The organism is Klebsiella sp. 2019SCSN059, from assembly GCF_021739525.1.
In the GTDB taxonomy this organism is placed as follows: domain Bacteria; phylum Pseudomonadota; class Gammaproteobacteria; order Enterobacterales; family Enterobacteriaceae; genus Klebsiella; species Klebsiella quasipneumoniae.
Genome location: NZ_JAKKOM010000017.1, coordinates 88,570 through 112,024, shown reverse-complemented (window position 1 = coordinate 112,024; position 23,455 = coordinate 88,570). Strand labels below are relative to the sequence as shown.

At 56.7% G+C, this 23,455-nt stretch carries 16 protein-coding genes; all 16 read left to right on the top strand.

What is annotated here, in order from left to right:
• Nucleotides 1-612, top strand: a 612-nt coding sequence (gene tssC / locus L2I46_RS17890) for a type VI secretion system contractile sheath large subunit (RefSeq protein WP_236948107.1), incomplete at its 5' end; no start/stop codon positions are given.
• Nucleotides 613-621: 9 nt separating this feature from the next.
• The gene (tssK, locus tag L2I46_RS17885; RefSeq protein WP_236948106.1) at nt 622-1,965 is read left to right on the top strand and encodes a type VI secretion system baseplate subunit TssK; all 1,344 of its coding nucleotides are present in this window, start codon (nt 622-624) and stop codon (nt 1,963-1,965) included.
• Nucleotides 1,962-2,651: a type VI secretion system protein TssL, short form gene (tssL, locus tag L2I46_RS17880; protein ID WP_236948105.1), complete on the top strand. Its 690-nt coding sequence runs from the start codon at nt 1,962-1,964 to the stop codon at nt 2,649-2,651. Before tssK ends, tssL begins: the two co-directional genes overlap by 4 nt.
• Nucleotides 2,648-4,354, top strand: a complete 1,707-nt coding sequence (locus tag L2I46_RS17875; protein ID WP_236948104.1) for an OmpA family protein — start codon at nt 2,648-2,650, stop codon at nt 4,352-4,354. Before tssL ends, L2I46_RS17875 begins: the two co-directional genes overlap by 4 nt.
• 4 nt (nt 4,355-4,358) lie before the next feature.
• On the top strand, nt 4,359-4,850 hold the full coding sequence (gene hcp, locus L2I46_RS17870) for a type VI secretion system effector Hcp (RefSeq protein ID WP_023289393.1): 492 nt from the start codon (nt 4,359-4,361) through the stop codon (nt 4,848-4,850).
• Nucleotides 4,851-5,115: 265 nt separating this feature from the next.
• A complete protein-coding gene (tssH, locus tag L2I46_RS17865) occupies nt 5,116-7,770 on the top strand; it encodes a type VI secretion system ATPase TssH (RefSeq protein ID WP_236948103.1) in 2,655 nt (884 codons plus the stop codon).
• A gap of 1 nt (nt 7,771) precedes the next feature.
• Nucleotides 7,772-10,258, top strand: coding sequence for a type VI secretion system Vgr family protein (locus tag L2I46_RS17860; protein ID WP_236948108.1), 2,487 nt, complete (start codon nt 7,772-7,774; stop codon nt 10,256-10,258).
• A 1-nt stretch (nt 10,259) separates the two neighbouring features.
• Nucleotides 10,260-11,309, top strand: a complete 1,050-nt coding sequence (locus L2I46_RS17855) for a T6SS immunity protein Tli3 family protein (protein WP_117132347.1) — start codon at nt 10,260-10,262, stop codon at nt 11,307-11,309.
• Complete coding sequence (locus L2I46_RS17850; RefSeq protein WP_236948102.1) at nt 11,299-13,233, top strand: DUF3274 domain-containing protein; 1,935 nt, start codon at nt 11,299-11,301, stop codon at nt 13,231-13,233. The genes L2I46_RS17855 and L2I46_RS17850 overlap by 11 nt, the downstream gene beginning before the upstream one ends.
• A gap of 89 nt (nt 13,234-13,322) precedes the next feature.
• Entirely contained in the window at nt 13,323-13,586 is a 264-nt protein-coding gene (locus L2I46_RS17845; RefSeq protein WP_044522532.1) for a PAAR domain-containing protein, read from the top strand.
• Nucleotides 13,586-15,025, top strand: a complete 1,440-nt coding sequence (locus tag L2I46_RS17840; RefSeq protein ID WP_236948101.1) for a hypothetical protein — start codon at nt 13,586-13,588, stop codon at nt 15,023-15,025. Before L2I46_RS17845 ends, L2I46_RS17840 begins: the two co-directional genes overlap by 1 nt.
• On the top strand, nt 15,022-18,417 hold the full coding sequence (locus L2I46_RS17835; protein WP_236948100.1) for an ImcF-related family protein: 3,396 nt from the start codon (nt 15,022-15,024) through the stop codon (nt 18,415-18,417). Before L2I46_RS17840 ends, L2I46_RS17835 begins: the two co-directional genes overlap by 4 nt.
• Nucleotides 18,414-20,006 carry a type VI secretion system protein TssA gene (gene tssA / locus L2I46_RS17830; protein ID WP_236948099.1) on the top strand — a complete coding sequence of 531 codons (1,593 nt, stop codon included), beginning with the start codon at nt 18,414-18,416 and terminating at the stop codon, nt 20,004-20,006. The genes L2I46_RS17835 and tssA overlap by 4 nt, the downstream gene beginning before the upstream one ends.
• Nucleotides 20,007-20,085: 79 nt before the next feature.
• The gene (gene tssF, locus L2I46_RS17825) at nt 20,086-21,840 is read left to right on the top strand and encodes a type VI secretion system baseplate subunit TssF (protein WP_236948098.1); all 1,755 of its coding nucleotides are present in this window, start codon (nt 20,086-20,088) and stop codon (nt 21,838-21,840) included.
• Nucleotides 21,804-22,889: a type VI secretion system baseplate subunit TssG gene (tssG, locus tag L2I46_RS17820; RefSeq protein ID WP_236948097.1), complete on the top strand. Its 1,086-nt coding sequence runs from the start codon at nt 21,804-21,806 to the stop codon at nt 22,887-22,889. Before tssF ends, tssG begins: the two co-directional genes overlap by 37 nt.
• The gene (gene tssJ, locus L2I46_RS17815; RefSeq protein ID WP_085550776.1) at nt 22,867-23,409 is read left to right on the top strand and encodes a type VI secretion system lipoprotein TssJ; all 543 of its coding nucleotides are present in this window, start codon (nt 22,867-22,869) and stop codon (nt 23,407-23,409) included. The genes tssG and tssJ overlap by 23 nt, the downstream gene beginning before the upstream one ends.
• Nucleotides 23,410-23,455 lie beyond the last annotated feature (46 nt).

Sequence of the window (23,455 nt, the reverse complement as noted above, 5' to 3'; positions counted from 1 at the left end):
AGCTTTGTCAATAACGGCTGGTGCGTGCAGATCCGCGGCCCGCAGGCCGGCGGCGCGGTGAAAGATCTGCCCATCCACCTGTACGATCTGGGCACCGGCAATCAGGTGAAGATCCCTTCCGAGGTGATGATCCCGGAAACGCGGGAGTTTGAATTCGCCAGCCTGGGCTTCATTCCACTGTCGTACTACAAAAATCGCGATTACGCCTGCTTCTTCTCGGCCAACTCCGCGCAAAAACCGGCGCTGTACGATACCGCCGACGCTACCGCCAACAGCCGCATTAACGCGCGTCTGCCTTATATCTTCCTGCTGTCGCGCATCGCGCACTACCTGAAGATGATCCAGCGCGAAAATATCGGCACCACCAAGGACCGGCGCCTGCTGGAGCTGGAGCTGAACACCTGGGTGCGGAGCCTGGTCACTGAAATGACCGATCCGGGCGACGAGCTGCAGGCCTCCCATCCGCTGCGCGATGCCAGCGTGGTGGTGGAAGATATCGAGGACAACCCGGGCTTCTTCCGCGTGAAGCTGTACGCCGTGCCGCACTTCCAGGTCGAGGGGCTGGACGTCAATCTGTCGCTGGTCAGCCAGATGCCGAAGGCGAAGGCGTAGGGTCGGACGATGATGAAAACCGAACGTCCGTTATGGGGCCGGGGCATTATGGTGTCGCCCCAGCATTTTCAACAGCAGGCTGCGTATGCCGCCTGGGCTGCGGAAGCGATTGCCCGGATGGGCCTCAACCACCCCTGGGGAGTGGTTGGGGCGACCTTCGAACCAGAGATGCTCAAACTGGGCCGCCTGCAGGCTCACAGGCTGCAGGTCCGGTTCCAGGATGGCACGATGATTGATACGGACAATGCCGATGCGCTGCCGCCGGCTTTGTCGCTGGAGGGCGAATCTCGCACGGGAGTGGTGATGCTGGCGCTGCCTCTGATGAAGGCCAATGGCGGCAACTGCCTGAAGCCTGATGATGTGGCCGACAGGCCGGTGCGCTTCCGGCAGCGCTGGCGCGATGTCCGCAACCAGTTCGGGGATGATACCCGGCAGATTGCCGTCATGCAGCCGGAGCTGTCCCTCCGTTTCGCCCATCAGGATAACAGCGATTACCTGACCTGTCCGGTGGTACGCCTGCTGCGGGATTCGCAGGGGGCCTGGCTCATCGACGAGACGTTTCTCCCGCCGCTGCTGCAGATTCAGGGCAGCCGCTGGCTGGCGATGCAGCTTGAACTGCTGCTTACTCAGCTCCGGGCTCGTCTGACGCGCCTGATGGCCATGCGTCGCGAGAGCAATGAACGGATGGCTGATTTTGCCGTGGCCGATGTCTCTCTGTTCTGGTTGCTGAACGCGCTGAACAGCGCTGAGCCGGTGCTGGGTTATTTTCTGCGTTACCGGCAAAGCCCGCCGGAACGCCTCTATCCGGAGCTGGCGCGCCTGGCTGGCAGCCTGCTGACCTTTTCGCTGACCCATCAGGCGAATGCCGTCCCGATCTATCAACATGACCAGCTGAACGCGGTTTTTCCGCCGCTGTTTGATTTACTCAGCGACCTGCTGGAGGCGAGCCTGCCGTCGCGGGTGGTAGCGATTGCCCTGGAGCATGATGCCCGGCTGCACTTCTGGCAGGCGCGTCTGCACGATGCCCGGCTGCGGGAAGGGGCGGATTACTATCTGTCGGTTCGTTCGTCGGTACCGGTCGCTCAGCTGCAGGAACAGTTTCCGCGGCAGTGCAAAGTGGGCAGTCCGGATCATGTCAAAGCCATCGTCAACTCCTCGCGGACAGGGGTGCCCCTGACGCCTTTGCGTCATGTGCCGGCGGCGATCCCGCTGCGTCTGGAAAACCAGTATTTCAGCCTCGATGTGTCCCATCCTCTGGCGACGGAAATGCTGCAGAGCGGTACCTGTATGTTCTACGTCCCGGGGATGCTTGGCGAGCCTGAACTTGAACTTTTTGCGGTACTACGAACGTGAATGAACGTCAACGCGGCAACGCCGCGTCCATTGATATCGATGCGCTGCTGCAAAACACCTGGCTGCAGGTTATCAGCCTGCGCCATGGCCCGCAGTTCCGCGATGAGGAGGGGTACACGCTACGGCAGCGGTGTATTGCTGATGTCGAGCGCGTGCAAACTGAGCTGAAGGCGAGCGGGCTTGATGACGTCAGCTGTCAGCATATTCTCACCGCCCAGTGCGCGCTGCTCGATGAAGTCGTGAAAGGGCGCGGCGTGGAGGATGATGCCTGCCTGCAGTGGTATGACATTCCGCTGCAGGGGCATTTTCTCGGCACCATGGACGCCGGCGACACCCTGTGCGAGCGGATGCGCAAGGTTCTGCATGATCCGACGCCCGACCTGGCTGTGGTCACCTGTTTTCAGCGGGTGATGCTGCTGGGTTTTGTTGGCAGCTTTCGCTCTCTCCACGACCCGGAGCGCCTGAAGCTGGTCAACGCGCTCAGTGAACATGTCCCGCCTTTCCGTTGTCCGCAGGGCGCTCCGGTGCTGATAGAGAGCCGCGCCGGACTGGGGATAAGCGGCTGGTTGGCCTCCTGGCCGGTACGTGCAGGGCTGAGCGTGGCGGTGATCGTGGCTCTGTGGTGGGGATTGAACCACTGGCTCGATCATCTGCTGCTGACCCTGCTGCCGGGGGAGGTGAAATGAGCCCCGCCCAGCAGCGCGGGCTGGCGCTGTGGGCAGGCTTGCTGAGCGCGCTGGTGTGCCTGCTATTTTTGCCGGTTCCCCGCTGGGGGGCGTGGCTCATTCTGCTGGTCACGCTGGCCCTGATTATCGCGATCTGGCGTATTGCCCGTCGTGGTGCCGAACGTCACGTCTCGTCAACCCTGCACGAACTTCCGACGATCGCTTATCGCCAGCCGGTAGTCCTCGTTTGCGGCGATCTGCCGTGTGTCTGGCCGCAGCCGTCCCCGGTGCGGGTCGTCAAACAGGGCTGCTGGATCCGGGTGGAAAAAACGGAGGAGCTGCCGCAGGTCGCGCGCCAGATATTGAGCCAGCGACCGGAGTGGGGGCCTCAGCTGTCGGTGCTGCTCTGCGTCTGCCCGCAGCGGCACGCGCAAAGCGACGCGCTGACCAGCGCCCTGCTGGCCCTGCGCTGGCAAATCAGCCAGCTGCGTCAGCAGACGGGGTATGCCGTACCGCTGGCGCTGCAGGGGCAGGTGGGCAGCGCGATGAGCCCCAGTCTGCTCTGGCAGGCGGCGATCCCGGGTGAGGCGGTGAAAGTCTGGCAGCCCTCCTGCGCCCCCTGTTCTGTGTCGACCTGGTTGAGCGTCGGCGGCGCGGCGGCGCTGCAGCAGCAGGTGTTAATGAACAGTCTGATGGGCTGGTTCGCACGGCACGTCCTTGCCGTGTTAACGGAGGAGAATGCAGACCTGCCACCCCTGACCCCAGCGGCCGTACTTTGGGGGATCGGACCCACCCATGCCGGGAGCCTGGCGTCGTCGGCATGGACGAGGTGGTTATCCCGGCATACCGGCCTGACGCGGGTAGCTGGCTGGCAGCCAGGCGAGACCGACACCCCGGATGCGCCATCCTTGCCGGATTTCATCCTGTCGCAGTTACCGGCGGGACGGGGGCTTACGCCATGGGGCAGGGCCGGGCGCGCGGCGCTCGCTATTTTCACTCTTGCGGCTGTCGCCGCGCTGCTCAGCAGTGGCTGGAACAATCGACAACTGCTGCAGAGCGTGGGCGTTGATATTGCCCGTTATGAGCGTATCGCGATGGATGATTATGGGGCAAAAGCCAGCGCCGTCAGGGTGCTGCGTGAAGATGCCGCGCTGCTGGATAGCTGGGCGCGTAACGGCGTCCCGCTGCGCCTGAGTCTTGGCTTATATCGCGGGGAGCGGATTCGCCTGCCGTTGCTGGAGGCTATTCGCCGCTACGTGCCGCCGCCACCGCCCCCCAGGCCGGTGCAGCGCGTCGCGCCGCACGTCATCCGCCTTGACAGCATGTCGCTGTTCGATACCGGGAAATGGGTACTGAAACCCGGTTCGACAAAGCAGCTGGTCCACTCGCTGGTGGACATTAAGGCCAGGCCCGGGTGGCTGATCGTGGTGGCGGGCCACACCGACAGCGTCGGTGATGAAAAAGCCAACCAGCTATTGTCGCTGAAACGCGCGGAATCGGTCCGCGACTGGATGCGCGATACCGGCGACGTGCCGGATAGCTGCTTTGCCGTTCAGGGCTATGGCGAAAGCCGCCCAATTGCAACAAACGACACGCCGGAAGGCCGGGCGCTGAACCGACGTGTCGAAATCAGTCTGGTGCCACAGGTCGACGCCTGCCGGTTACCGGACAAACCCTCTGCGTCATCCCAGGATGATGGCGCTTCACTACACAATGGAGAGTAATTCCATGGCAATTCCTGTTTATCTTTGGCTGAAAGACGACGGCGGCGCGGACATTAAAGGATCTGTCGACGTTCAGGATCGTGAAGGCAGTATCGAAGTGGTGGCCCAGGAGCATAACCTGTACATCCCGACCGATAACAACACCGGCAAACTGACCGGCACGCGGATCCATACGCCTTTCCTGTTCACCAAGGAGATCGACTCCTCCAGCCCCTACCTGTACAAGGCGGTGACCACCGGTCAGACCCTGAAATCCGCCGAGTTCAAGTGGTACCGGATCAACGATGCTGGCCAGGAAGTGGAGTATTTCAACACCACGCTTGAGAACGTCAAGGTGGTGAAAGTGAATCCCCTGATGCACGACATCAAAGACCCTGCGTACGAGAAGCACAACCATCTGGAACAGATCGAGCTGCGCTACGAGAAGATCATCTGGACCTATAAAGACGGCAACATCATTCATTCCGATAGCTGGAACGAACGCGCTACCGCGTAATTGCCCGTCATTCTTCGCGCCGGAGGCGCGTTGGCGGCGTTCGCTCACCCCGGTCGCATCGTTATCTATGCGACCGGGGAGTAAGGAGGGCCATCGCCTGATGCGGACAGCGTTTCTCTGTCCGCCGTTTTTTGCTGAATGCCTGAGATGCGGGTACTCAGCAAAGAAAAACACAATCTGCCTGCCTGACCCTGTGCGCTATGGGTTCCTGTTGGGGAACAGCGACGGGCGGTAGCGTGTCCGGAACCAATAAAGAGAGGATCTCATGGAAAATCCAGCCAGCCTGTTACGCCGTCTTAATCCCTGCTGTGCCCGCGCGATGGAGGGGGCGGCCTCGCTGTGCCAGTCCCGGGCGCACGCTGAGATCCTGCCCGAGCACTGGCTGCTCAAGCTGCTGGAACAGGGGGAAGGCGATCTGACGGTGCTGGCGCGGCGCTACGAATGGGATATGGATGCGCTATGGCAGGATCTGCTTAGCTGGCTGGATAAACAGCCGCGCTCGGTACGTCATCGTCCTCAGCTATCTGGCGCTATCCTGAAGCTGATGCAGGAGGCCTGGCTGATTGCCTCGCTCAGCGGCGAAGCGCAGATCCGCAGTGTTCATCTGTTGATGGCGCTGGTAGCAAAACAGAATCTGATCCAGTGCGATGGCCTGTGGCCGCTGTTAACCCTGGGCCAGAGCCAGCTGGAACGCCTGCGCCCCCTGCTGGATACCCAGTCCGACGAACGTCCGCAAGCGCAGCAGGAGACTGCGCTGGCGCAGCGTCATGGCGGGGACGTGGAGTTTGTGGGGCGTACTGCGGACGGGGTACCGAACGCGGATGGGCCCAACCCGGCGCTGCAGAACGCCCTCGACAAATTTACTCTCGACGTCACTGCCAAAGCCAGAGACGGGCAGATTGACCCGGTGTTCGGACGTGACACGGAAATCCGCCAGATGGTGGATATTCTCTCCCGGCGTCGTAAAAACAACCCGATCCTCGTCGGTGAACCGGGCGTGGGCAAGACCGCCCTTGTGGAAGGCCTGGCGCTGCGCATTGCTGAAGGCAACGTCCCCGACGCGCTGAAGCCGGTGTCGGTGCGCACCCTGGACCTCGGATTGCTGCAGGCCGGCGCCGGGGTAAAAGGCGAGTTCGAGCAGCGGCTGAAAAATATCATTGAGGCGGTGCAGCAGTCGCCTACGCCGGTGCTGCTGTTTATCGACGAGGCGCACACGATTATCGGCGCGGGCAATCAGGCCGGCGGGGCGGATGCCGCCAACCTGTTAAAGCCGGCGCTGGCCCGGGGGGAACTACGGACCATCGCCGCCACCACCTGGCGTGAATACAAGCAGTACTTCGAGCGCGATGCCGCGCTGGAGCGCCGCTTTCAGATGGTCAAGGTGGATGAGCCGGACGACGACACCGCCTGCCTGATGCTGCGCGGCCTGAAGCCCCGGTATGCCCACCACCACGGGGTGCATATCACGGATGACGCGGTGCGTGCCGCCGTGACGCTGTCACGACGCTATCTCACCGGCCGCCAGCTGCCGGACAAGGCGGTGGATTTACTCGACACCGCCTCCGCCCGCCTGCGCATGAGCCTTGATACCGTGCCAGAGCCGCTGACCCGCCTGAAGGCGCAGCTCACCGCGCTGGCGATGGAGAAGCAGGCGCTGCTGGAGGATATCGCGCTGGGCAACAGCGCCCACGGCGAACGGCTGGCGTTCATTGAGCAGGAGGAGAACCGCCTTATCCTGGCGCTGGATACCCTCGAAACCCAATATGGTCAGGAGCTGCAGCTGACGGAGGCGCTGCGGGCATGTCGTCGCGATATCTCCCGCCAGGGGGAAATCAACGACCTGCAAAACGCGCTTACTGCCGCCCAGCACGGCAATCCGCTACTCGGGCTGGACGTCGACGTCCGCACCGTGGCGACGGTGATTGCCGACTGGACCGGCGTGCCGCTCTCCTCGCTAATGAAGGATGAGCAGACGGAGCTGCTGAGCCTGGAACAGAGTCTCGGCAAACGGGTGGTTGGCCAGGAGGCGGCCCTGAGCGCTATTGCCCAGCGCCTGCGCGCCGCGAAAACCGGCCTGACGCCGGAGAACGGTCCGCAGGGGGTGTTCCTGCTGGTCGGGCCGAGCGGCACCGGCAAAACGGAAACGGCGCTCGCCCTCGCCGATGCGCTGTTCGGCGGCGAGAAAGCGCTGATCACCATCAATCTCTCCGAGTACCAGGAACCGCACACCGTCAGCCAGCTGAAGGGTTCTCCGCCGGGCTACGTCGGCTACGGCCAGGGCGGGATCCTGACCGAGGCGGTGCGCAAACGCCCCTACAGCGTGGTGCTGCTCGATGAGGTGGAAAAGGCCCATCGCGATGTGATGAACCTGTTCTACCAGGTCTTCGACCGGGGGGTAATGCGCGACGGCGAGGGGCGTGAAATCGACTTCCGCAACACCGTGATCCTGATGACCGCCAACCTTGGCAGTGACCTGCTAATGCAGCTGCTGGATGAACAGCCTGAAGCCAGCGAATCAGACCTGCACGAGCTGCTGCGCCCGGTGCTGCGCGGTCACTTCCAGCCGGCGCTGCTGGCCCGCTTCCAGACGGTGATTTACCGTCCGCTGCCGGCGGCAGCGCTGCGCGCCATTGTCGGCATGAAGCTCGGGCAGGTGAGTCAGCGTCTGGCTTGCCATTACGGGATGACCACCACCCTCAGCGAGAGCCTGTTCGACGCGCTGACCGAGGCCTGCCTGCTGCCGGACACCGGCGCCCGCAACGTCGACATTCTGCTCAATCAGCAGATCCTGCCGGCGCTGAGTCAGCAGCTATTGAGCCATATGGCGGCGGGGCATAAACCCAACCATGTGACGCTGGGGTATCACGAAGAAGAAGGCATCGTGATGGCGTTTGACGAGGGGGCAATCGCCGATGAGTAGCGTGAAATCGTTGTTGTTCAGCCACAACCACCATCTGCTTTCGGTGAAGGGATGTGAAGCCGGGCTTGATGTGCTGGCGTTTGAGGGCGATGAAGCCCTGAGCCAGCCGTTCCGCTATCGTATCGAATTCACCAGTGCAGACCATTCCATCAGAAAAGAGATGATGCTGATGAAGGCTGCCTCCCTGACGCTGCAGGCGCCGGTGGCTCAGGGCTTCGGCATCAATGTTCAGCAAGCCGTGCGGGTGATCCAGGGCGTGGTGACGGGGTTCGAACGGCTCGGCACCTCCAGGGATGAAACGCACTACGCGCTGACCCTGCAGCCGCGCCTGGCGCTGCTTAACCGCTCGCACCAGAACGCCATTTATCAGGACCAGTCCGTTCCGCAGATTGTGGAAAAAATCCTCCGCGAGCGCCACGGCCTGCGCGGTCAGGATTTTCTGTTCTCGCTGACAAAAACGTATCCGCGCCGCGAGCAGGTGATGCAGTACGGTGAGGATGACCTGCGCTTTATCACCCGGCTGCTGGGTGAGGTGGGGATCTGGTTTCGCTTTACCGCCGACACGCGGCTGCACATCGATGTCGCGGAGTTCTGCGACAGTCAGCAGGGCTATGAAAAGGGGCTGACGTTGCCTTCGGTCCCGCCATCCGGGCAGCAGTCGGCCGGGGTGGACGCGGTGTGGGGGATGGCATGCCGCCACCGCGTCGTGGAGCAGCAGGTCAGTACCCGCGACTACAACTACCGCGAGGCGACGGCGGACATGAGCGCGCAGGTGGATGTCACCCGCGGGGAGACCACTACCTTTGGTGAGGCTTACCACTGGGGAGATAACTACCTGACCGCCGGGAATGTCCATGACCGCCATCCGGCGCCGGAGTCCGGGGCGTTTTACGCCCGGCTTCGTCATGAGCGTTATCTGAACGGCCAGACCCGGATGCAGGCCACCACCAGCTGCCCGACGCTCTGCCCGGGTCAGGTGCTGAAGGTGACCGGCGGAGAGGAGGTGGCCGGAGAGTTTGCTGATGGTGTGCTTATCACGGCGATGCACAGCCACGCCCGGCGCGATGCCGACTTTGCGGTGGAGTTTGCCGGCATACCGGACAGCCCGGACGTCGGCTACCGGCCCGAGCCCGGCGCGCGCCCGGTGATGGCCGGGACGCTGCCGGCCCGCGTGACCAGTACCCGGGAAAACGACACCTACGGGCATATCGACAAACACGGGCGCTACCGGGTGAATATGCTGTTTGACCGGGCGCGCTGGGAAACCGGGTTCGAGAGCCTGTGGGTCCGCCAGTCGCGGCCGTATGCCGGAGACACTTACGGCCTGCACCTGCCGCTGCTGGCGGGGACGGAGGTGGCGATTGGCTTTGAGGACGGTAACCCGGACCGGCCATATATCGCGGGCGTGCTCCACGATTCGGCGCACGGCGATCACGTCTCCATCCGCAATGACAAACGTAACGTCCTGCGCACCCCGGCCAACAACAAAATCCGCCTCGACGATGAGCGCGGGAAAGAGCATATCAAGGTGTCGACCGAGTATGGCGGCAAGAGCCAGCTGAATCTGGGGCACCTGGTGAACAGCGACAGGCAGCCGCGCGGCGAAGGCTTTGAGTTGAGAACCGACAGCTGGGGGGCCATCAGGGCGCAGAAGGGCATTTTTATCAGCGCGGACGGACAGGCGCAGGCCCAGGGGCAGGCGCTGGATATGGAGCCTGCGCTTGTACGGCTTTCAGCAGCATTAGTGGAAATGGAATCTCTTGCTGCCAGCGCACAGCAGGCCCAGGCGCTGGCCGCTGATGTCAGTCGCCAGCAAAAACTTCTGAAGCAAAAAATCGAGGAACTGCATGAGGAAGTGATTCTGGGCAGTGCGCCGAAAGGCATGGCACTGGTGAGCGGCGAAAATATGCAGTTATCAGCCAGTGATAATATGACGCTGACTGCGGGCAGACAGCTGGATGTCGGTGCCCAGAAGGACTTCACCCTGGCGGCCGGTAAGCAACTCAGCCTGTACAGCCGTGAAGGGGCAAAGCTGTTCAGCTCGCAGAACGATATTGATATTCAGGCTCAGAGTGGGAATGTCACCACCTGGTCGACACAGGACACGCATATTTCGAGCGGTAGGAAACTGGTCATTACCGCACAGGATGAACTGACGCTGATATGTGGTGGTGGCTATATCAAAATCAACGGCGGAAATGTTGAGATTGGTGGTCCGGGTAAACTGCTGGTCAAGAATACAGGCATCAGGAAAGCGGGCACGGGCAGTATGCAGGGCGTTATGAAGTCGTTTGAGCCATCAACCTTTGATGAGAGATTTGTCATCAGAAATGCGCTGACAAAAAAACCGATACCTGGCAGGGCGTACAAAATCACTATGCCAGACGGTTCTGTTGTTTCCGGTGTTACAGATGCTTCTGGCGCAACATCACTCAATTCATCTGATGTTATCGATAATATGATTATCAGCTTAGTTAAGGCGAATTAAGATGAGATGGAATCAGTCAGACAAGAAAGTCCTCACAATTATAGCCATTATTGGTGTACTCCTGTATGCCATTTATAAAGGGTTACAGTTCCTGGCAGGAGCCAGTATGGGGGCAAGCTTTGGGGTGGGGCTGGGAGGAATGAGCGGTTCTCAAAAGCTAGAAGAGTCACGAAAAGTTGAAACAGATGCACCGGCTCAAATTATTTATCGCATAGATAAAAATCGATACCTGACCCTGGAAAACTATATATCCTGTGATGAGGGTGGACAGGTTTATTACAATGACTCTCTGCGGGGAATAAAAACCCAGCTGGGATGGGATGACGATTTTTATGATTTCGCATATCGCCGGGGGAATAACTTAGCAGCTTATAGAGGCTCTATTATAAATGGGGCGGATAATGGTTATCTGGCATTTCCCGGCGCATCTACCAGACAATATTGTGGTGGCGGTAATTCCACAACAGGTTGTCCTGTATTTTTCTTCTTTTCAGCCGACTATGGGAAAACATTTATATATAAAATTGTAGCTGAAGAATACAGCACCCCTGAGCGTTTCAATAAGCTTAAGGTAGTAGTAGCTAATGATGGGGTTTACTTAAGGGATGAGTCTCAAATAGAGAATGTATATTCTCACCCTATAGGTCTTCGCGATCTTCGAACAGTAAATAAATTAAGATTTTCAGACGGCAATTTAATCAGTATTTATGATGACTGGCAGAAAAAAGTTCATGAGTTAGTAAAAGAAGAACTGATAAGAAAAAAAATGCCCTATGCAGACGAGTATGGGCCAAAGTTTCGTATATTCGACTATATCAGAACATTAACACCTCCGAAAAATCATGAGGAAAGTAATTTAATGGCAAATGAATTATCAGATATTCGAATCAGGATTGAGGATGAGGTTTATAGTCACAGGGTTGAGTTCCCGAAACTTTCCACGAAAAGTATTGATGCTAAATATCTGTGTGATAAAAGTATTGAAGCTAAAACCATCACGTATACACTTGAATCAAGTGGAAAAAAGAAGGTAGAGAAAAATGAACACTAACCCTGAACCTGTCCGGGAACTTGAATGTAAATTTGATGATAATGGGCATCCTTCCTGGCGTTCATTCCCCTCTCATAAAAATTGCCAAATCAGAGGCGGGTGTGATTTACCTCCACATTTGCCTGGTATTATTATCCTTGTACATGGTGTTAACTCGACAGGAGAATGGTTTTCAATTGCGGAGGAGAAACTTTGCGAAGGGCTAAATAAGAGGCTTGGATTAAACGAGACAGATTATGAATTGGTGGCCAACAAATATCTTTTTGACGAGAAAATAGATTCTGAACCTCTGGTATCCCGAGATTTACCTGAAGTTGATAAAAATAAATCTCCAGTCATTCGCTTTTACTGGGGGTATGCTTCACCTAAAGGTAATGAAGATAAATATGTTATACCGCTAGCCAATAGAAAAGGCGTTGATTACCATCAGTTAAAAAGACAAGGCCTACCTCAGGAAAATATTATGGCGCAGAGCCCATTTTTCTGGGGCGGCGGGCCATTCCAGAACGGCACAAATAATCTGCACTCTTTATGGAGTGAAAAAGGGTTTAAAGAGAGAGTCGCAGGTATCAAAGTCCAGTGGTTTAATGAAGACAAAGATCGCCTGTTAACCAATGCCCCACCGCGAAAATACTATGCCCATGCAGCAAAACGCCTTGCAGACTTGGTTGACAGTATTCGTAATAAATATCCCAAAGATACAGTAACCATTATTTCTCACAGCCAGGGAACCATGGTTGCAATGGCAGCGGTAGCGTTAGCGAAGAATGCACCTGATGCATTATTTGTACTTAACTCACCCTATGCACTGGATCATAACGATCTTAATGGCGCTTCGCTTCCAGCAGAGGAATGCATCTCTCCTGAAGGGAGACAAAGCACCTTATCTGCCATTGTTGATAAGGTGGCTTCCAGAAAAAATCACCTGTCATCACTTGGATATGAAGGACTTTGCGTAGGCCAGACAGCGGATAAAAAGAATTGGCGACCTGATGTCACTCTTGCCAGTGAAAGTGGCAGCAGTCTTGCCGAACGAGATAACCACGGCCGCACCTATATTTACTTTTGTCCTCATGACCGTGTTATGGGGTCACGCCCGCTACGCTCAATTGGCTGGCAGGGATTACCCAACAATTCTCAGGGACAGCCTCATCCTCTGCTGAAAAAGCATCAAGGCCATTTATTTCAGCGAATGCTGGCTCGCAGTACCCCATGTGGCGAAGCCCCAAATCCCGCAACACCTTTTGCAAAATTGCCGGATGGTAAACCGTTCTGGGATGATAAAGGCGACAAGTATCAAAGCAGCAGCTTCACCTATCCGGATCCTCCAGAAGGGCAAACGGTTTTTATTAATGCCGAAAAGGTACCTGAACCTATAGATGCTGCAAAATTAGCTGGTTTTGATGCATCACGCGTTGGAGCTGAACACGATGACAGACAGATAGATGGTTGGGGGGAATTTAATCTGGATAAAAAACGAAAAAACGACAATACCTATGACAACTATATCAACCTATATCCTAATCAGGACATTGTGACTGGATTTAAAAATGTGGGTACTGAATCTGAGCCCCGATTGGTACCTGTGAACCGTAAGGAGACATTTGAAGAAAAGGATCTTCGCATAAGAACTTATGTTTCTCAGCCTACGGATCATAGTACTCTTCCAATGCGTGCTGATTTCATGTCTCAGGTGGTGGCATATGATTTGCCAATAGGATATTGCGATGCAACCTGGGATAAAGAATTTATGGCTGATTTACGGCGAAAAGCGGATTGGACACAAGGTGAGGATCCTTATCTCTTCAGCGGAATACCTGACAATGTGCCTGAGCCTGATATAATTAGTCGTGAAACTATTACTGATAAATTTAATAAGGAGAAATATAAATTACCCATGTACAGGTCTGTCAATAAGGCATAAACAAGTGTTAATAAGCCATTCAGTTTAATAAACATGATGAATATCAAAATAAATATTTAAGGTCTTAATTTTAACCAAAGGAATGGCAAGTGGGTAAATATATCGTTGTTATAGGGGATGCTACTTCACATGGTGGTATAGTAACTTCAGCCTCGTCCAGTTTTGAGATATCGGGAAAAAATGTTGCCCTCCTGAACGATACTGTATCCTGCCCGTATCACGGTACAAATAACATCATTGAGTGTGATTTTTCTGCCTATGAAGAAAACGGCCGTGGAGTTGTTATCCACCATTGTAAAACACAGTGCGGAGCTGTGGTTATTGCCAGTTTACAGGATATGGAGATCGGATAATGGGATGGTCTCTACCGGTTATTCAAAAGAAAAACAGCGCCCAACAGTGGTCGCCTTGGTTATGCCTCTTGATTGTTTTATTAGGTTTTGTTCTGTCGCTAATTATTGCAGTATTGGACTCTCCGGAAAACAGATTTCTTTCTTTTAGTAGCGGTTATTGGCTGCCAATGATACTACAAACTACTATCGGATGTTTTACTGTAGTTACCTTCTACACGTTCTGGTGGGAGGTTCAAGCTTTTGCTGTATGGCGCTGGAATTCCTGGAGACATAATACGAATCTTCTGTGGTTCAGAAGAGCACACAAGCACCACTTTGTAAGCTTCCATTGTATAATACCAGCCAACTCTCAATTGCTCCCTAAAATCGCTGGTGTATCGTCGGAAGGCATTGATGAAGAACCGCCGCTGACACTGCTTCCTGGCGAGCCACTAACGCCGGGTATTTCGCGTTTTGAACAACTATGTCGATTACTGTTTGTCAGTATCCCACAGAGGCTTCTTGATAAGCATTCGGGTAATTTAACGGTGATATTACTTACCTCTTCTAGCGAAAAAGAAGCGGAACAGCGGGCATTCCGACGACTCTGGGATAGCGAAAAACTCTCTGGTTTACCTTATACATTGGTGCTCCCGAAAGAGTTCGCCTTTAAAGACTGGAACCAGTGTGTATCTACTACATGCGGCAACATTCTGGTGCTGGCGATGCATTATCGGCAGCCTAATGAGTCATTACCAGAGTTTGCAAGCATTTTACTGCTTAAACCATCATCTTTAGTTAAGCAAGGTGAATATAATTTTATCCCCAAAATTTTCCATGCAATGCCCCTTCGTGGTAATGCCATGGAGAATGAATTAATTGAGTGGCATGATATGGGGCAACAACCATCAGATCAAAGATATTTAGTCTGGCATAGTGGATTAAACATTACGGCCCAACAAGAATTGGGTAGAGTTTTAAATACACTACCATTACCACTGGTTGATAATATCGGAGCTGGGGGGGTAATTGATTTTGACAAGGAATTTGGTGTTTATAAAAGGCTTGCTGGATGGCTGATGATTGCGTCAGCTTGCGAAATGACACGTTATGGCCCGGCAACTCATTTACTTTTGTGCGAAAATGAGAATGAGGGTTGGGCTGTGACAATAGGAAAGAGTTGTCCGGTGATTTCTCCCCAATTAAGAGAATTTTATTTATCCCCATTTCCTGCTGGAACAGTTATGATGGCGTTGTTGTTTAGCGTTAGTATTTTCGGTTTGATAGCAAATTGCTCACCCTCGATTGCATTTTCATGGTCTGGCATGATGATATTTTCATTTCTTCTTGTAGTATCTTTTTCTTTTATAGCCATTCTTACGCGCAATGTAATTTCAAAACTGCTGTATCCTCGTTTTGTTAAGGCTGTCAGACAGCCCAAAAAGGAAAGGTTGGAATGAGAAAAAATATACGATTGGTAGGTTTCGGTCTCCTGATTTTGGTTATCTTGCTCCTGATTGTTTTATTAATTTCTCAGATAAATAAAACCCCTGCTGATATTGAGGGATATTCCACTTGGTTAAAGATAGTCGCGATTATAGGAATATCTTGCATTTCCTGCATAACAGCTCAGTTCGTCTTATCTGAGAGGCATATTGAAACACCATTTACCCCTGATGATGAGAACTATGTCAACGAGATATATTATGTGACGGCAGAGAACAACAATGAATTAAAAAAATATCTTCAGCACCGCTATAGTTTCTTTTGGCACCGCAAAGTCCGCCTGCTTTTAGTCACCGGCGATGAGTCGGCAATCGAACAACTGGTTCCCGGCCTACAACGGCAGCACTGGCTTGAAGGCAACCGCACCGTACTGATTTACGGCGGCAGCCTTGCATCGGAGCCTGACCGAGAAAAATACGCCGCGCTGCGCAAGCTGCGCCGCGGCCGTCCTCTGGACGGGATTGTGCGGGTGATGCCATCGTCTCTCACCCTGGCGCCGCAGATAAGCGAAAACGACCTGCGCGGGCTGGAAAAAATTAGCGAACTGCTGGGCTATGCCGCCCCGGTCTGGCTGTGGAAACTGTGCGGCAGTGAGTGGTCGCAGGCTGACCGCGCGGTGCAGGCGGTAGGGGTTAGCTTCCCGTTACGCGCTACCGAGGACGATGTCGCCCGTCAGCTTGCGCAGATGCTGCCTATGCTACGGGAGCAGGGGATGCGCCAGATCGCGGAGGAGACCCGCCACGACTTCCTGCTGCGTCTGGGGCAGCAGCTTCTCGACGGGGGGATCGCGCAATGGCGCTGGCAGCTGGCGCCATGGCTGACCGCCTCGCGACAGCGGTTTGCGCTGCGTGGCCTGATGTTTAGCCTGCCGGCGCCTCGTAGCGCAGATCCTTATCAGGAGGCTGATGCCTCGCCTGCGGGCCAGCCTCATCTCCTGACGCTGCCCGCCACCTGGCAGGGAATCGTCGATGACTGCCGCCGTTTACGCGGGCATCACGTGGGAATGGCGTGGGAGCGGGGCCTGGCGTGCGGTTTGATGGCTATCCTCGGCCTGTGGGCGGCGGGACTGCTGCTCTCCTTTACCCTTAATTACAGCCAGATTGTTTCGGTAGCGGGAAAAGCCCGTGACCTGGTGACCCACCCCTCTGTTTCTGACTATCAACTGACGGCCCTCCATGCCCTGCGCAATGAGGCCGGCCGTCTCGTGCACGATGGGCAGAAGGGAGCGCCCTGGTATCGGCGCTTTGGTCTGGACCATCATCAGCAACTATTAGACGCCGTCCTGCCCTGGTACGGCGTGGTAAACAACCGCCTGATACGTGACCCGGCCAATGCCGCGCTGCGGCAGGCGCTCAGCGCGCTGGTCAACTCCGCACCCAATAGCGACCAGCGAGCCCGGCTGGCGAAACCGGGCTATGACCAGCTGAAAGCCTGGCTGATGATGGCTCGTCCGGATAAAGCCGATGGCGCCTTTTTCGCGCAGACCATGAAAACGGTCCAGCCAATGCGAAAGGGGATCTCGACCGGACTGTGGCAAAGTCTGGCGCCGGATCTGTGGGCCTTTTATCTCTCCCTGCTGCCCGGGCGCCCAGAGTGGAAGATCATCCCGGATGCACAACGTGTCAGTCAGAGCCGTCAGGTTCTGTTGCAGCAGATAGGTCGCCGCAATGCCGAAAGCACCTTATATGAGAAAATGCTCAAATCCGTGCGTCGTAATTTTGCCGATGTATCGCTGGAAGACATGACCAGTGGCACCGATGCGCGCCGCCTGTTTACCACCGATGAAGTGGTCCCGGGGATGTTTACCCGCCATGCATGGGAAGGCGGCATTCAGCAGGCCATTGATAAGGCAGCCTGCTCGCGCCGGGAGGAAATCGACTGGGTGCTGAGCGATTCGCGCAAAACGGTGTCGACAGACCTGTCGCCGGAGGCGCTGAAAGCGCGTCTGACCCGACGCTACTTCACCGATTTCGCCGGCAGCTGGCTGAATTTTCTCAACAGTCTGCGACTTAATCCGGCGACCACCATTGCTGATGTTACCGACCAGCTCACGCTGATAAGCGATGTCCGCCAGTCGCCGCTGATTGCCCTGATGAATACCCTTGCCTGGCAGGGGCAGGCGGGGCAACAAAGGGAGGGGCTGTCGGACAGCCTTATTAAATCGGCCAAAGATCTGGTGGGCGGAAAAGACAAGCCGGTCATCGACCAGTCGGCAGCCGGGCCGCAGGGGCCTCTGGATGACACGTTCGGCCCACTGCTCCAGCTAATGGGGAAAAACACGGGCAGCAACGTCATGTCGGCCGACAGCACCCTGAGCCTGCAAACCTATCTGACCCGTATCACCCGCGTGCGCCTGCGTCTGCAGCAGGTTGCGAATGCCTCCGATCCGCAGGAGATGATGCAGACCCTGGCGCAGACCGTCTTCCAGGGGAAAAGCGTCGACCTGACCGACACGCAACAATATGGCAGTCTGATTTCGGCAAGCCTTGGCGAAGAGTGGAGTGGCTTCGGTAACACTCTGTTTGTGCAGCCGCTGACTCAGGCCTGGGAAACCGTGCTTCTGCCGTCGGCGGCCAGTCTGAATGATAAATGGCGCCGATCGGTAGTCGCCAACTGGCACACTGCCTTTGACGGCCGCTTTCCGTTTGCCGCCAGCAAAAGCGACGCCTCTCTGCCGATGCTGGCTGAGTTTGTGCGCAAAGACAGCGGGCGAATCGAACGTTTTCTTACGACGGAGCTGAACGGTGTCCTGCATAAAGAAGGCAGTCAGTGGGTGCCGGATAAGGTCAACAGCCACGGCCTGGTCTTTAATCCGGCCTTCCTGCGCGCCATCAACCAGCTAAGCCAGCTGTCCGACATTCTTTTCACCGATGGCAGCCAGGGCATCAGCTTCGAATTGCAGGCCAGGCCTGTTGCACAGGTCGTGGAGACACAGCTGACGATAGACGGCCAAAAGCTGCGCTATTTCAATCAGATGGCCGACTGGCAGACTTTCCGCTGGCCGGGGGAAACGTATAAACCCGGCGCTCTGCTGACCTGGACCACCGTCAATGCGGGCACGCGTCTGTTTGGTGACTACAGCGGAACCTGGGGTTTTATTCGCTGGCTGGAGCAGGGTAAACGCCAGCAGCTCGAACGCAGCCAGTGGATGATGAGCTTCACCGCTCCGGATGGCCGCACCCTGCAGTGGGTACTGCGCTCCCAGCTTGGGAGCGGCCCGCTGGTGCTTCTGGCGCTGCGCGGATTGACCCTGCCGGATCAGATTTTCACTGTCGATGCGGCTGAGAGCGCACAGGCCCTGACGGCGGGGGTAGGGAATAGTGACATGGATGAGATGGAAAAATGAGTATTTTACAAAATCTGGTTGCCGCCAGTCAGTTGGATGAAAGCGTACTGCGCCAGCAGGCCCGGTCACGCCAGGAAAACTGGCAGTCATGGCTTGCGCCAATCAGTGATAGCCAGCCCACCGGCAGCGATCCGGGCTATGACGATGATTTTCAGCGTATCCGCGAGGAGGTCAATAAGATCTCCGGCGTTGATACCGAACTGATTTGCCAGCTGGCAGAAAAACTGCTGACTCATACCTGCAAGGATCTGCGCGTGATCACCTTTTACGTGTGGGCGCGTCTGCAGCAGGATGGCGAAACCGGTCTGGCCGAGGGCGTTACGCTGCTTGCGGCAATGCTTGAGCGGTTTGGGGATATGCTCCATCCCCAACGTGAACGTAGCTGCAAATCGGCGCTGGAATGGCTCGGCAGTCGCCGGATGTCGGACAGTCTGTCTCTTTATCCGGAAGTCGACATGACCACTATGCAGGTCATTATCGGGGCGTTATTGCTGACGGAAGCCTCTTTTGCCGTATTGGCTGAGGCCTCTCGCCCCGATCTTTCCGGGCTATATCAGCTCCTGGAGAACCGACTGGTGCAAAGCGGCGGCGCCCGCAGCCTGGTGCCGCAGACCAGCCGCGAAGAACACGATCTGCTGCCCCAACATGCAGACACCGCACCGGTAATGCATACCGTCACGTCAGGACGTGATTTGCTCGACCAGGTTAAAGTGCTGGCGAAATATCTGCGTGAGTGTCCCGGCGGATGGCTGGCAGGTCATCATCTGATGAAGAGTGTGCGTTGGGATACTTTAACGGAATTACCGCCGCTGGATGCCTCCGGCCGGACCCGGCTATTGCCTCCAAAGCCGGAGAGTAAATCCCATCTTAAGCGGTTGTATTTACAGAAAAGCTGGTCAGAACTGCTGGAGCATACGGACACGCTGTTGGGGCAAGGCGTCAATCATCTGTGGCTGGACGTGCAGTGGTACGCCTGGCAGGCGCTGCTGAAACTGGATGCTGACACTGTACGGGCCGATATCCTGTGCCGGGATATGAAAGGGCTACTGGCTCGTCTACCGGGGCTGGAAACCCTGGCGTTTAACGATGGTACGCCATTCGCCGATGAAGTGACGCTCAACTGGCTTAACGAACATGTTCTGGATGAGATGGCCGGATGGCAAGGTGAGCCGGTGATGGCGGCGACCAGCACTGATGAGGTGCTGTCGCTGGAGTCAGAAGTGCTCGCCCGCGCGGACGATGAAGGTATTGAGTCGGCGCTGAACTGGTTACAGGCGCAACCGGGCTATACCACCAGCCGCAATCGGTGGCTGATGCGCTTATTGATGGCGCGGGTCAGCGAGCAGTACGGAAAAAATGAAATAGCGCTGCATCTGCTGGCGGAACTCGACAGCCGTGCCCGGGAGATGACGCTCGAACAATGGACGCCGGAGCTTATCTTTGAGATCAAAGCCCGCCGACTCCGGCTGCTAAGAGGCAAGGCCGGGCGCAGTGAGGCAGAAAAAAATCGCTTGCAGCCAGAGATGGAGTCTTTGCTTGCCGGGCTTATCGCTCTGGATCCCGCTCGCGCTGCGGTGCTGTGCGCATAATTGACGCGTCAACCGCACCTCATTACTTGCATCTGCTGTCTTCTGCATATCTGAAAGCTATTACTTCTTCTGGTGACTTATGGACGATTTAACCCTGCGTTATTACGACGCTGAAATGCGCTACCTGCTGGAAGCGGGTGAAGAGTTTGCCCGCGCTCATCCTGAGCAGGCGGCAATGCTCAATCTTGACAAAGCGGGCGCCAGCGACCCCTTTGTCGAGCGTCTGTTTGAAGGTTTTGCCTTCCTGATGGGCCGCATGCGCCAGAAGCTCGATGACGATCTGCCCGAACTCACCGAAGGCGTGGTCAGTCTGCTGTGGCCACATTATTTACGTACCATTCCTTCCCTGTCGGTCGTGGAATTCACCCCCGACTGGCAGGAAATGAAAGAGCCGATGACGATGGCCAAAGGCTTTGAAGTGCTTTCCCGGCCGATCGGTGAAAAGGGCACGCGCTGTCGGTACACCACCACCAAAGCGATCGCTCTGCAGCCGTTGTCCCTGGAGCGCGCTCAGCTGACCACCGATACGGATGGCCGGTCGGTGATCACGCTGCGCTTTAACTGCAGCAGCCTGACGGACTGGCGCCGGATCGATCTCAGCCATATCCCGCTCTACTGCAACGCCGATGCGCCGCTGGCCTGCGCCATGCACGAGGCCTTTACCCTCAAGGTGGCCAGGATGTGGCTGCGCGTACCCGGTGAGGAGGACAGAAAGCCGCTGGACGGGTATTTCAGCGCGCTGGGATTTGGCGAGGATGACGGCCTCTGGCCCGAAGATAGCCGCAGTTTTCGCGGCTACCAGCTGCTGCTGGAGTATTTTACCTTCCGCGAAAAGTTCATGTTCATCGACCTGCGCGGGCTGGAGACGGTGGCTTTCCCGGCCGGGATGGCGTGGTTTGAGATCGACGTCGTGCTGGCGGAACGCTGGGAACATGACTTCCGCTTCAGCGAAAAGCAGCTGCGCCTGCACTGCGTACCGGCGATCAACCTGTTCCCGCTGGAGTCCGATCCGCTGACCATCAATTCCCTGCAGACAGAATACCTGCTGCGCCCACTGCGCGTGCAGGACGGCCACACTGAAATTTACACCGTCGATTCCGTGATCTCCTCGAGCCAACAGGCTTACGCGCCGTTCTCAAGATTTCGTCACAAAGGCGGCATGATGCGTCATGACGCGCCTGATTATTACTATCATACCCGGGTGCGCCGTGGCCCCTCCGGGTTGCATAACACCTGGCTTATCGTCGGCGGGGAAGCCTTTGACAATCATACCGTACCGGAAGATGAAAGCCTGTCGCTCACCCTCACCGGAACCAACGGCCAGCTTCCGCGTCGTGCGCTGCAGAGCACCGTGCTCGATACGGTGATGAAAACCACCTCGGCCAGCGTCGCGGTTCGTAACCTCTGCGCGCCGACGCTCCCGTGCTATCCCCCTGCCCAGGATCGTTTTCACTGGCGGGTGCTGAGCCATTTGGGCAGCAGTTTTCTTTCCCTGATGGACAACGCTGAAGTCCTGCGCGGCACCCTGGCGCTGTATGAATGGACCGACAGCGAGATGAATCGTCGGCGTCTGGAAGCCATCCTCGACGTGAAGCACCGCGCAACAGAGCGCTTTGCACAGGGCCATCTGGTGCGCGGCGTGCAGATTGAAGTCACCCTCGACAGCCACGGCTTTGCCGGACGAGGCGATATATGCCTGTTTGGCGAGATGCTCAGCCGCTTCTTTGCGCTCTACACCGATATCTACTTGTTCAACCGCCTGATTATCATTCTGCAACCAACCGGAGAACGACTGGAATGGGAAGAGAAGCACAGCCGACGCATTCCCGGCTGATGCCGCGTCTGGATGCCGACCTGCCGCGGATCAATTTTTACCGTTTTTGTCAGCTTCTGGAACGACTGCACCCCGATAAACCGCTGATGGGGGCGACCAGCCATCCGGCTGACGATCCGGTACGTTTTTATCCGCACCCGGGGATGGGATTCCCCGCCAGCGAACTCAGAACCGTGGAATACGATGAGGCCAATGACAGCGGGCCGCCGGTCATTCGCACCACCTTTATGGGCTTGTACGGTGTCGATTCGCCGCTCCCGACGGCCTGGCTCGATGATATCGCCCAGCGCAGGGAAGGGCATGAAGCGCTGCAGGGGGTGCTGGATATCTTCAGTCACCGGATTATCACGCAGTATTACCGCCTCTGGCGGAAATACTGCTGGCCCGCCACCTTTGAGCCTGGCGGTACCGACCGCCTGTCACAGTCGCTGCTGGGTCTGGCGGGGCTGGGCATCCCCGGCACGACGCGGCATATCGCCTCGCCAGCGTCGCGCTTTCTGGCGCTGACTGGCGTGCTGCGTCAGCCGGGCAAAACTCAGCAGGGGATCCAGGCGCTGGTCACGCTGCTGGCCCCGAAGACCACCGTCAGGGTGAGCCCTTACTGCCTGCGTCCGGTGGCGGTCAGCCAGCCGCTGGGCTTTTACGGCGATGACGACTTCTTACTGGACGGCAATACCCCGCTGGGTGACGAAGCGATGGACAGCAGTAGCCAGCTCCTCGTCGCCCTTATCACCGATAATCCCGAGGAGGCGCAGGGCTGGAAGCCTGATGGCCCGCTGTTTCGGGACTTTCTCATCCTGCTGCGGGTGTATCTGGGCTGGCGATTCCGGGCCAGAATCACCCTGACCGCGCCGACCCGACTGCTGGCTGTCCCGCCGCTGGGAGACGGACCGTTCTGGCTCGGTATGAACGGCGTGCTGGGCGCTGGAGAGGGTGAGAGTCAGGATGATATCCCACAGACATTTACCACCGAACTGGGCATCTATACCGGCCTGCAGCCTGCCACCTCATCGCAAGGAAACCGACGTGTTACGTATAAGTTTGATTAAAACCGCCTGCCTGCTGTCCCTGCTAGCGCTTTGCCTGAGCGGATGCGGGCTCACCCAGCGCGTCTCGGAGGGAACAAAATCCGCCTTCAACGCCGTTTTTTATAAGCAAATTAATACGCTGCATCTGGATTTTACGGCGCGCGAAGCGCTCAACACTGATGCCAGAGAGAATCACTCGCTCTCCGAACCGGTGATGGTGCGCATCTATCAGCTTAAAGATCGCCGGACCTTTGACCGGCTGGTTTACCAGCAGCTGCTGGAGGAGGGGGATATTCTGCTCGCCGCCGATCTCCTCGCCAGTCGCGACGTAGTGATCAACCCCGGAGGGGACGCCAGTCTCAATATGCCGCTGGAAACGCAGGCGAAGTTCGTGGCGGTTGTCGGCCTGTTCCGCCATCCGGATACAGAAAGAAATACCTGGAAGCAGGTGCTGGCGCGTGAGGAATTGGATCCTGACAAGCCACGTATTTTTACCGCCGAAACTAACCAGCTAAGGCTCAGGCCTGAAGCGGCGAAGTAACGTCGAAAACAAATTTCTGCGGCGGGTCCATCGTGGCGATTGGCCC